Source organism: Mycobacterium sp. 050272 (assembly GCF_039023525.1).
Taxonomy (GTDB): domain Bacteria; phylum Actinomycetota; class Actinomycetes; order Mycobacteriales; family Mycobacteriaceae; genus Mycobacterium.
This window is the reverse complement of the sequence record NZ_JBCHKV010000033.1, coordinates 16,820-27,628: the sequence shown is the minus strand read 5'-3', so window position 1 is coordinate 27,628 and position 10,809 is coordinate 16,820. Positions and strand designations below refer to the sequence as shown.

Here is a 10,809-nt window from a genome sequence, read left to right as displayed (position 1 = left end):
CATCACCCCACCGACACCGCCCTCAAACGGCAACGAGCACACCGGAACGCAGGTCGCCTGAAAAAACCCGATCCACAGGTCTTGACAATTTCTCCCGTTGCTGTATGGCAGTGTTCTGGTGTGTTCCCGCAGTAGCGAGGGCCGGTTGTTGGGGTTGACCAGTGAGTATCGTGAGCAATTACACCCCCCGGGCTGGCTGAGCCGATGGTGGCTGCGACGACGGTTCGCCCACCCCATCGACCGCCGGGCCTGGGTCGGATTGGACCCCTCAGACAGAGACTCCTGGTTGGGGTGATGGGGGGCGGGGCGGCTATACAGGCAGTACGTCAGTTGAACAGTACGTCAGTTGAACGTGCCTGACATTTGTCGTGGCCGAGTGCTCGCCCGTAGAGATAATCAGTCGTTCCCATCTGCGAAAGCCGCGTAATCGTTGCGCCGTATGTCTGGCTCGGGATGCTGATTGGCTTGGCGGTGGCGTTGAGCGAGGTAGAGATAGTTCCCTCACGGCCCAAGTGCGTCGAATGCGGCGGCTAGCCCGTCGTGGCTATGTTCGTGCGGATCGTTCCAACTGACGGCGGCTGACCGCTCGCACGTCGCACACCCTTTCTCCGAATTGGTCGCGGACTGCGCCGCATTTGGACATCAGCTCGCTGTCGAAGGTGGAATACATGATTATGGGCGGCCAGCGGCCAAGCCGCAAGAAAGTCCTTGCCAAACTGCGGTCATCAGCGGACATCACCCGATGGCGGGGCCCTTCCAGGTGGACATCGGGTGGCGCTGGTGGGTAGCAAGGATGTTGCTCAGGATGGCAAGACGGTTATGGTCTGCTGCGGACCGTTGCATCGCTTTCGCTGCGTTCAGCTGAGCGCACCGGCCCACCGGGGTGATCGGCGGGATTTCAGTTGTCATCACGCCAGTGCGTCCTCTATATAGCGCCGACAAAAACGTGAGGCGAAAGCCGCCTAAGCCCGTTCCCCCGGGATTTAGTCCAGCAGAGCGGTGATATAGCACTGGACTCACTACCCACCGTCGCCGTAGCGGGCACGGAGGGCAGTGTTGGTGTCTTCGAGGTCCAGGATGCGGCCGATCCCCGTGATGTTGATCCCGGCGCCGGCCAGGGCGGTGATGCGGGTGATGCGGGCCAGGTCGTTGGCGCTGTAGCGGCGGGTTCCCCCGGGAGTGCGGTGCGGGGTGAGCAAACCGTGTCGTTCCCATAAGCGGATGGATTGAATCGGCGCTCCGGTCAACTCGGCGGCCACGGAGATCGCATAGACCGCCTGGTCGGGGGCCGGCCTGGCGCTGTGGTGTGGTGTGGTCATGGATCGGGGGCTCCCGTTCGTCGACACAGGGTTGGGAAAGATTTTTTTGGGGGCTCATATGTTGCTCAAAGAGTCTATCTGGGTTATATAAAACATATGTGATCTGGCATAGATCACCTTCAGTCACAGCTCTGACGATGTGGGAGGTGGCAAATCATGTTGGTACGCAGTGACCCGTTCCGGGAGTTAGACCGCTTTGCCCAGCAGGTGTCGGGCACCGCGGCTCGTCCGGCAGTGATGCCCATGGATGCCTGGCGGGAAGGCGACGATTTGGTTGTCGAGTTCGATCTGCCCGGCATCGAGGAGCAGTCGTTGGACCTCGATGTCGAGCGCAATGTGGTGACCGTGCGCGCGCAGCGCCCCGAGGTCGATCCCAGCCGGAACATGCTGGCCACGGAACGGCCCCGGGGGGTGTTCAGCCGCCAGCTGGTACTCGGCGACAACCTCGACACCGAGCGGATCACAGCCTCCTACCGCGGCGGTGTGCTGCGGTTGCAGATCCCGGTGGCTGAAAAGGCCAAACCCCGCAAGATCACCGTCAACCAGGGGGATCGTCAGCAGCAGGCCATCGACCCGGGCCAGGTCATCGACGCGGGATAGGACGGCCGGTGATGCTCCCCGTCGATCGATCCGTGCCGTTAGCCGCCACGACGGCGCTAATGGACTGTGATCACCCCGCGGAGGATCTCGATCAGGTGTTGTCTGCGGCGGTGATCGTGCTGTTCGCCGAGGTCGACGCCATCCTATGCGCCGCGGCAGCCCCGTTACCGTTGATTCCGCGGTGCCCACCGCCGGCGCCCCGGGTAACCGGATGTGCCCATTTCAGGTTCGGGTGGCCGGTGTCCGCGGCCCGGGCATCGGCACGGTTCCTGCGACGAGGGTCTCGCCCGCACCCTGCGGCACGGGCAGTCTCACGCAGCCCTCCGCACGCAGCCCGGATCCAGCGCAGAACACCAAGGAGGTGATGACATCACAGAGCATCCGCAGGCCAGCCCGCCACCAGGCACACACCGGCGTTTTACGGCCCACCCTGGCCCCCTCGTCCAGAGTGGCCAGACGGCGCAGGCCCACCCCAGGCACATCCCGGTGGGTGGGCTGGCCCGCCTGCGGGTGGAGAAGGCACCAGGGCTAGGGATCGCAGGTGACTACCTAACGGAGCAACCCGCCGACTTGCTTGCAGAGAAGAAAAGAAGGACCGGGAAGGACCGAAACGTGATGGCTATCTTTACCCCCGCCACCGATCACCGGCGCCGGAGCACGCCAGGACAGCCGATGCCCCTCGACGTCGCCCCCTGGGACTGGGCACAACAGCAGGAGTCCGTCTCGTTGCCCGATGACGCATATCCCCACGTGATCGAACTGGACCCAGTACCGCTCTAATCAGGGCCAGCTTATCGCCTGCGGGCGCAGCCCTGGGCGTAGCGCCCTGGGCCGCGTCCTCTCGAACCGGGCCACACCCCTGGGCCGCTTAGGCGACCTCGTTGGGAGCGCCATGGCGTTACCTTAGTGCACGGGAAAGGCCAGCAGAACTCGCGCCAGCATCGTCCTGGGCCGCCGGCCCCGGCGGCCCGTCATAAGGTAGGTACCAAGCGTCGCCGTCATAGCCAGCACGTTGGTTCACCCCCTACTCCCCTCGTGCACCAACATTTCCCCGCACCCTGATGCAGGGAGATGGATGTGGTTGCCGCCGTTGCGGGTTGCCGTATGCACAGCGCGGAGTCGGCGGCGATCCCAGCACGTTTCGTGCAACCCTCTAGATCCGGGCCAGGGCAGGGCGCTCGTGGCTCTCCCGGCGGTGGCGCCGCCGTGGCGTGACAGCGATCAGCCGTGACGCCGCGAGATGAACGCTCTCAACAAAGGTGCCCACGTCCCGGCGGCGGGACTGAGCATCCGAACCGACAGCCGGATCATGCCGGGATACGTCGAAATCGAACGTCGGCAGCGAGATCAGCCTGTCATCCCAGAAGTCACCCCAGTACGTGCGCAAATATTTGACCTTGTTTAAGTCGAAGATCCCAACGTCGGAATAGCCGTGACGATCTGTGACGAAGGCGGTGTGGCCCTGTTCCAACAGGGTGATCATCTGCTCACGACTACAGCTGCCCGTAGCGCCATCGACTCGATACCTGACCGCAGTGATGTCCCGGTAATCCGTACTGGCGGTTGGCGACGAGCACCGGGCGATAATTTGATATTGCACCGCAACTACCTCATTTTCGCAGGCCTACACTGTGCAGATCACCATCAGATATTAGCTGATAATGAGCATGGCTGCATGATGGGGAACATCGCACGCGTCGACCCTCTCCATACTGAGTGAGTACTGAGTACTGAGTGTGGTCATCTGACTTGGGCCCCACCTAGGCCGTTGTTTCTCACGAATGTCGGGCCCGGCCCCACCGGCTGCTATTCATTGCTTGGCCGGACGGGTGTCTCGTGAAGCCTCCCTGGGTTTCATGCACCTGCGGGGTTCTCTAAGCTGGCCGGTTGGTCTCTCACGAGTTCGGGTTGCTCATTCCCTCATCTCATGGCTCCGCTGCCATAGTCGGTAGACGCGAGACCGTCGAGAGGCTTCCGTGACCGCTGGAGTGTGCAGGTAGGACGGCGTAATCCGTTGCTGCAGTGCGTCTTCCGGCTCACATGTTCTGCGAGTAGTGAACGCGCCCGGCGACACGAGGTGACTCTGCGGTGAAACACACCATGGCGAAAAGTCACATTTCCAGTTGGGCGCACCTGAATAAAATTGTTGCCGGATAAGACAGGAATCGTCGCGTGGAACTGTTACTGGTCGTCGTCGGCGCCATCATCGTCACTGCTCTCGCTGATCGATGGGGACTGCAGCCCGCGTTGATTATTGTGGTGACCGGCATCGCGGCGTCGTTTTTGCCGGGTTTCCGCACACCGGAACTCGATTCGCACGTCCTGCTCGCCGTCATCCTCCCGCCCTTACTCTTTTCGGCTGCGGTGAACTTCTCCTTCCCCACCTTCATCCGCAATATCCGTCCAATTCTGGGCTTGGGTGTCGCGTTGGTGATGGTGACCGCCTTCGCCGTTGCTGCCATCTCGGCGTGGCTTGTAGTCGTTCCGCTGACCTTTGGCGGTGCGCTGGTGTTGGGTGCGATCGTCGCGCCACCGGATGCGGTCACCGCCGTCGCCGTCGGCCGAAGGCTCGGGCTGCCAAAGAAAGTCATGGCTGTCCTGACCGGTGAGAGCCTGATCAACGATGCCGCGGCACTGGTGTTGTTCTCCGTTGCCGTCGCGCAGGTCACCGGCAGTCATACGTTCATCACCAACCCGGCTCTGCTGTTCGGCTACACCGCACTGCTCGGTTCGGCTGTGGGTGCGGTGCTGGGCTACGCCACGCTATGGATCAGGAGAAGTCTCAACAACCCGGCACTAGAGACAGTCCAAGGACTCGTGGCGCCGTTTGCGGCCTTCCTGCTCGCAGAGAACGTACACGCTTCCGGCGTGCTGGCGGTGGTCGCCGCTGGATTCGTCGTCGGCTCGGGCACCCTCGTCGCCGGCTACCAGACGCGCCTGCAGGAACGCTATGTGTGGAATTCACTCGATGTGTTGTTGGAGGCATTCGTATTCGCCTACATCGGACTGCATCTGCGTTTCGTTCTCGACGACCTGAACGAGGCGCACGAATCGTTGACCAGCGTAGGGCTGGCGTCGACGATTGTGCTCGCCGTCGTGGTGCTGATCCGACCGCTGTCGGTGTTCGTGATGTTCGGACCCTGGCTGTTGTCTCAGTACCGTGACCGCAAGGCGACGCCCCTAGCGCCGCCGCTGAGCGGCAGGAGCGCCTGCGCAACTACAGACACTCGCTCACCTCGATCGGGCAAATGGTGGTCGGCAATCGACCGCCGCCCCTTGTCCTGGCAAGACAACGTTGTGGTGTCGTGGGCGGGAATGCGCGGTGTGGTGACTTTGGCCGCGGCCGCCGCGGTTCCGGTGACCACAGCCAGCGGCGAACCGTTCCCCCACCGAGCGACGATTCAGGCGATCGCATTCGCGGTCACTGTCGGCACGGTGTTACTGCAGGGCGCGACGTTACCGCTGCTGATCCGACGGTTGAAATTAGCCTTCAGTGAGGGCGATACGGGCGAAGACCGAGAGGAAACGCTCAAGGCCGAACGCGTCGTTCACGAGGCTGCAGTCGAAGTCTTCGCCCACTTTCGCGCGCACCCACCAGACGGGATTGACCCAAAGGTGCTCGACGAGATTCGTCATTTGGTAGCGCGCCAGTCTCAGGACGCTGATGAAATGCCCAGCCCAGAAAGTCACACCCTGCGCGCTGAAGTGTTCGCGGCGCTATACCGGGAGGTGCTACGAGCCCAACGGGCGTCGCTCATCGAACAGCGCGACCTCGGTGCAGTCGACGAGGAAGCGGTGCGGGCGATGCTTGACCGGCTGGACCTGCAGGAAGCGGCGGTTTCAGCGCGCTTGGAGCGCCGGATCTAATGCGTCGGCGCGCTTCCCGGGGCACCGGTTGAAGGACCGGCGGATGATCCATGCTGGCGGCTCATTTGCCGAACCCGGCGGTGCAGCTGGCGGCTGTACCGGCGGCTTATGCTCCGATCTTCGTCCATTGGCGTGGCCTCGGAGGAAGCGGTGTCTCGTATCTAGGGAAAGGAGACGTCTCGGATTCTGTCTTGGATGTGGTAAGTCCAGTGGGGCCAGGGTGTTCTGGTGGTCTGCCCCGACCTGGCCGTGCTCCTGCCCATTAGAGCTCACACCTGCGACGTGGGGTTTCAGGTGGCAGCGTGAGCGGCAACGCTGACTAACACGGTCGAACACGCTGGACGTGAACCCACCCGTCGAAGCCGGTGCGCGGAGCGCATGATGGTGCTGAGGGGTTCAAGGTTCAAGTGGCGCCGGGACTGCCTGCCGAGGTTGTGGAAGGGGGTTGCCGTGTACACGGCGTTGCTGATCACTCCAGCTGGGGATGTGCAGGAGATCACGGTGTACTCCCCGAGTGCCATCAACGCGATCCTTCGTGACTCGTGTGTGGATTGCTTGACCAGCAACGATGGGGTGATCGATTTTTGGTTCCGCTCGGCGGTGGCGGGCCGGTATCGGCCGAATCAGCAGGCCACCGGCCTGCTGCTATCGGTCACCACCTTCTCGGTGCGCACCGTGCCGTTGTTGTACGGCAGTGTCATCGTCTGTTCAAAGAGCAGCGACGGCCGGCTACTGGGACTGACCACCCAGGACCGTCGGGGGCTGCGGGACCCGGGACGGCTTCGGCGGATGTGGTTGCACCGGCGGTTCCGCCACGCCCGCGGCTGGGCGCCGCCGTCTTTCGATCGACACCACGTCGAGCACTAGCGCAAGTCCGGGTGCGTCAGACTGACGCGCCCGGCACCGGTGAGCTGTTCACCTGTCAGGTGAACAGGATATGGGTGAAGGTTTTGGCCGGGTGACAGTTTGGCCATTACAGTCGGGCGTGGCAGGGCTGGTTGCGCCTGTGCTGCTTGCTGGAGTGGCCCCCACGCGGGTCAGGTGTTGAGAAGTGCAGCGCTGATCTAGCATCGCCGCGTCGATGTCGTTGTGACCTTTCCCGTTTTGACCGTGAGCGGGCTGCGAGCGTTCCCGTTTGGTTTCGGCTCGGTCGCCCTCCGGGGGTGGCCGGTGCTCGGGGCGGAATGGTTCTTCGCTCGCTCTCCCGTCGGTGTGGTTGTGGGCCCCTTCACGCGTGGACGGGGTAGCGTGGGGGCCCAGAGGGGCGGGGAGGGTGCCTGCCGACGGGCCACTGCTGAGCTCGCTGGTCGCGGTGATGGGCGCGATCCGCCACGCGGAGTTGAGCACCGTGCCGGTCGCCCTGGCTGATTTGGTGAATCTGATCGAGCAGCAGATTCCGGTCGTTAACTACGCCGGCATAGCGGTGCCAGCTCGGCGCGTGGAGCGCACGCCCGCAGCGGTCATCACCGAACACCCTGTCATCGCGATGCTGCACGACGCTGAGCGCCATGGTGGGGCAGGTCCGGCTCGGGACGCCGCCAGCAGCCAGGACACCGTCCTCGTCGCTGACCTCACCGTCGAGGGGCGCTGGCCGCAGTTCACCCGCGAAGCCGCTCGGGTGACTTCGGTGCGCAGTATCGCAGCGCTGCCGATGCATTACGACCGGTTCGTGCTGGGGGTACTGATTCTGGCTGCTGAACGACCTGAGGCTTTCGATGCCACCGTCCTCGCGGATGCCGCCGATCTGGCGGCGCTGGCCGCTGGGGCCTGGAGTGCGGTGGTGCGCGAAGAGCAGCTACGCCGCGCCCTGAGCTCCCGCGATGACATCGGTCAAGCCAAAGGCATCCTGATGGAACGCTTCAGCATCACCGCCGATGCCGCCTTCGCGCTGCTGCGTCAGCTTTCTCAAGAATCCAACACCCCCCTGCTCGACATTGCCCAACACCTCATCGCCACCGTCATCTAACGGTGACGTGTCGACCTAAACAGCCTGTTTTGCAACATGTCTCAAAGATTGCGGTCAAGTACGCCAGCCCTAGCGTGCCAGCCCAGGAGAAGCGTCCTTGATGGCACACGGGCTGAACCACCAAGGACTAAGAGGGAGTCTCAGTGTCGCGACCACCACTCCCCCTGTCTGGGGAACTACCCACAAACACCGCTAACCCACATCCACATCCGGGAAAATTGGCACCTCGGCCCCCGTCGTGATGGCCGGGGGTGGCGGAGACGTCATCGGCCGGGACGAGGATTCACCGCACGCAGACACCTTGAAGGCGGCCGCGATCAGGGTGCTCGCCTTGCAAGCCCCAGTCGGTGAGATGGTAACCCTGGCGGCACGCCGCCGGTCAGAACGCCAACGCCGTTGTCCTGTAACAGTATTCGCTTTGCCGGGGCGCAGTCGAAGCGTCTCGGCGAGAACCTCATCAGGAGTTACAGGTGCGTGGTGATGCAATCCGCGGCCATTCATGGCAATCCTCTACCCGCCGTCCGAATACTCATGCACGTCTCTTTTGTAGAGAAAAGAGACACCCCTCAGAGAGCTACTCCCCCACCGTGTAATCCCAGGTCGCGCTGTCTCGTTTCTTGTCTCACACCGCGTGTCTCACATCTTTGCTGTCCAGGGTGGTGAGACAGTCATTGGCATGACGACGATCCTCGGCTACGCCCGCGTCAGCACCACAGGCCAAGACCTCGACGCCCAACTCGCTGCGCTCGCCGCCGCCAGCGTCGAGCCGGATCGGGTGTTCACCGACAAGCTCTCGGGGTCGGCGAAGACGGACCGGCCGGGACTGGCGGCTCTGCTCGCCTACGCCCGGCCCGGTGACACCGTCGTCGTCACCGCCATCGATCGACTCGGCCGCTCGGTCGCCGAAGTCACCCGCACCATCGCCGAATTCGGAGAGCGACGAATCCTGTTGCGCGCCTTGCGTGAAGGCGTAGATACAGCCACACCGACCGGGCGCGCAGTAGCGGCGATCATGGCGACCCTCGCCGAACTCGAGCTTGAGCTCGGCCGTGAACGCCGAGCTGCATCACGCGCATCACGCCGAACCCGGTGCCTGCCTGCTACCAAGCCACCACGGCTTAGCCCAGAACGGCAAGAACAACTCCGCCGACTCGCTGCTACTGGCGAACCCGTACGAGAACTGGCCAAGGCCTTCGGTATTGGACGGGCGACCGCCTATCGCTACTTGTCGGCAGAGCCGATGGTGTGAGGGACGAGGGGTCAACGCGCGCGTCGTCTGGTTCGTCTTGACGGGTTGTGGTCTGGAGGTCCACACTGATCGGTGCAAGCACCTCGCTAGGTGAGGCGTCTGCGCGGATAAAGGCCACTGACCCCGAACGTCGAAAGACGCCCCGGGTCAGGACAGCTCCTCCCGGATTAAGGGTTGAGCCCAAGTGGCTTCGAGCACCGAGTGTTTTCTGGTGGCCCGATACGCCGTGCAGTGCCGAAGCTCTGACGAGAGGGGTGTAGGTGTGGTCACTGTGCCGCACGTCCTCCCCACGTGTGCTTTCGATGTGACGCCCGCGTGCGTCCTGGCTGCGAGGAGGTGAGGAACACCGTTGAGTACCAGCGATAAACCGCCGTCTGCGGGTTCGGAGTTGTTCCCGCTGCGTGGCCAGCTTGAGTCGATCGAGGCCTAAAGCCCTTCTCGTCGTTGATTGTTCGAGTGCACCATTGTTCCGACGGTGCACCCCTACGGCGCTGCTGCCTGCTTGAGGTCCGCGTGACACTCAAAGATGCCACGACACCCCAATTTCTCTTTGCGTCAAGGAGTTTTGTCATGGTTGTTGTTCTGTCTCGTCTTCGCATACCCGTGGTGTCGATGGCGTCCCGTGCCGCACACGGATGGTTCACCTGGGGCCGCAGGGCGTGTCGACGGGTGTGGGTCCGGCGCAATTTGACCCCGCAGGAGCGGGCGTACCTGTTGGCGTCCTACACCCCGCCCGCGCTGATCACGGCGTCACTGGGTGGGCACGTCGGCTGACCGGTTCGGGCTGGGGTGCATCACGACCCCGGCCCGCCCCGGCCCGCCGCCGCGCGAGGAGGCCCACCGATGGACTCCCACGACGATCAGACGCACGACGCGATCGATAAACCCGCCAAAATAACTGCGCCGCAAGGGGTGTCAGGCCAGCGGGCCGACGGAACGCTGACCGCCACCATCCGGATGCTCACCGCCCGGGCGATGCTGCGGCACGGTGGTGACCCGGCGGTGGTCGCCACCACAACCCGCGTCCCGCAAGCGTTGGTCGAGGTGATGGCCGACATGGCCGACACCCCTACCCGTCCAAATTCCCAACCCAGGACCTCCGGACGATGTGGTGGGCGGCCCGCCGCGCGTCTAGCAGGTGTACCCGCCGATAGGCACCTGTGGCGACAGGAGATTGACAGGAATGGCTCGATGTTGCGACCCGTCCGACCTGGTCATACTGAGGACATGCCCAAGAAACGACGGTCCCGCACGCGGCGCACTCCCCCGCGGGCGGCGTCCGCCGGATCGAACCCGGCGTTCCTCGGTGACCTGGGAATGACTCCCAAGCGATCAACGGCCCCACTGCCGGAGGCCGATGACGATCGCCACGCCAGCGTGCGGGTCCGGTTGGCGGCGCTGATGCTGCGCCGCGGCGACGACGTCGGGGATGTCAGCGTGGCGACCGACGTCCCGGTCGCCCTGCTTGAGTTGCTTCGCGCGGAAGTCGCCGATGAAACTGACCTCGATCAGCAGCGCCAGACCACCGTTGACGACGTGAGGCGGCGGCGCCGGGTCGTGATCGCCGTGCTGATCATGGAGGTCGCCGCGCTGGCGAACATCGTCATTGGCCTGATCGCGCTGATCGGGCACCTCGCCGGGTTGGGGTTACTGGCCAGCGTGATCGGGCCAGCACTTCTCCTTGCCGTCTACGTGGTAGCCAGATGCGCGACCCCTACGGGATCTCGCACTGGCTACAGCCCTCGGTACGCGGCCCGGCGTAAGGGTCGTGATCGAGGGCCCGGTGACTAACGACCTCTGTGGACGAT

11 protein-coding genes and 1 riboswitch are annotated in these 10,809 nt (G+C 63.7%); of the genes, 8 read left to right on the top strand and 3 right to left on the bottom strand.

What is annotated here, in order from left to right:
- Positions 1-735 precede the first annotated feature (735 nt).
- Entirely contained in the window at positions 736-912 is a 177-nt protein-coding gene (locus AAHS21_RS30875) for a hypothetical protein (RefSeq protein ID WP_342931155.1), read from the bottom strand.
- 107 nt (positions 913-1,019) lie between these two features.
- A complete protein-coding gene (locus tag AAHS21_RS30870) occupies positions 1,020-1,319 on the bottom strand; it encodes a MerR family transcriptional regulator (RefSeq protein ID WP_036349830.1) in 300 nt (99 codons plus the stop codon).
- Between the two features lie 156 nt (positions 1,320-1,475).
- Between AAHS21_RS30870 and AAHS21_RS30865 the strand changes: the two genes are divergently transcribed.
- Positions 1,476-1,919 (top strand): Hsp20 family protein, encoded by a 444-nt coding sequence (locus tag AAHS21_RS30865; protein ID WP_036349827.1) that lies wholly within the window; start codon positions 1,476-1,478, stop codon positions 1,917-1,919.
- A 615-nt stretch (positions 1,920-2,534) separates the two neighbouring features.
- Positions 2,535-2,699 (top strand): hypothetical protein, encoded by a 165-nt coding sequence (locus AAHS21_RS30860; protein ID WP_342931154.1) that lies wholly within the window; start codon positions 2,535-2,537, stop codon positions 2,697-2,699.
- Between the two features lie 373 nt (positions 2,700-3,072).
- Here the strand turns inward: AAHS21_RS30860 and AAHS21_RS30855 are convergent, their stop codons facing one another.
- Entirely contained in the window at positions 3,073-3,402 is a 330-nt protein-coding gene (locus AAHS21_RS30855; RefSeq protein ID WP_036349821.1) for a hypothetical protein, read from the bottom strand.
- A gap of 689 nt (positions 3,403-4,091) precedes the next feature.
- On the opposite strand from AAHS21_RS30855, the gene AAHS21_RS30850 reads away from it, so the two are divergent.
- The 6 genes from AAHS21_RS30850 to AAHS21_RS30825 all read left to right on the top strand — a co-directional run bounded on the left by AAHS21_RS30850 (position 4,092) and on the right by AAHS21_RS30825 (position 10,792).
- On the top strand, positions 4,092-5,786 hold the full coding sequence (locus AAHS21_RS30850; protein WP_036349818.1) for a sodium:proton antiporter: 1,695 nt from the start codon (positions 4,092-4,094) through the stop codon (positions 5,784-5,786).
- 450 nt (positions 5,787-6,236) lie between these two features.
- Positions 6,237-6,653 (top strand): hypothetical protein, encoded by a 417-nt coding sequence (locus AAHS21_RS30845; RefSeq protein WP_051660624.1) that lies wholly within the window; start codon positions 6,237-6,239, stop codon positions 6,651-6,653.
- A 448-nt stretch (positions 6,654-7,101) separates the two neighbouring features.
- On the top strand, positions 7,102-7,752 hold the full coding sequence (locus AAHS21_RS30840; protein ID WP_131536398.1) for a GAF and ANTAR domain-containing protein: 651 nt from the start codon (positions 7,102-7,104) through the stop codon (positions 7,750-7,752).
- A 676-nt stretch (positions 7,753-8,428) separates the two neighbouring features.
- A complete protein-coding gene (locus AAHS21_RS30835; RefSeq protein ID WP_036349816.1) occupies positions 8,429-9,001 on the top strand; it encodes a recombinase family protein in 573 nt (190 codons plus the stop codon).
- 75 nt (positions 9,002-9,076) lie between these two features.
- Positions 9,077-9,262, top strand: a riboswitch (M-box (ykoK) riboswitch).
- A gap of 309 nt (positions 9,263-9,571) precedes the next feature.
- Positions 9,572-9,775, top strand: coding sequence for a hypothetical protein (locus AAHS21_RS30830; RefSeq protein WP_057979829.1), 204 nt, complete (start codon positions 9,572-9,574; stop codon positions 9,773-9,775).
- A gap of 69 nt (positions 9,776-9,844) precedes the next feature.
- Complete coding sequence (locus AAHS21_RS30825; RefSeq protein WP_057979830.1) at positions 9,845-10,792, top strand: hypothetical protein; 948 nt, start codon at positions 9,845-9,847, stop codon at positions 10,790-10,792.
- Positions 10,793-10,809: the final 17 nt, after the last annotated feature.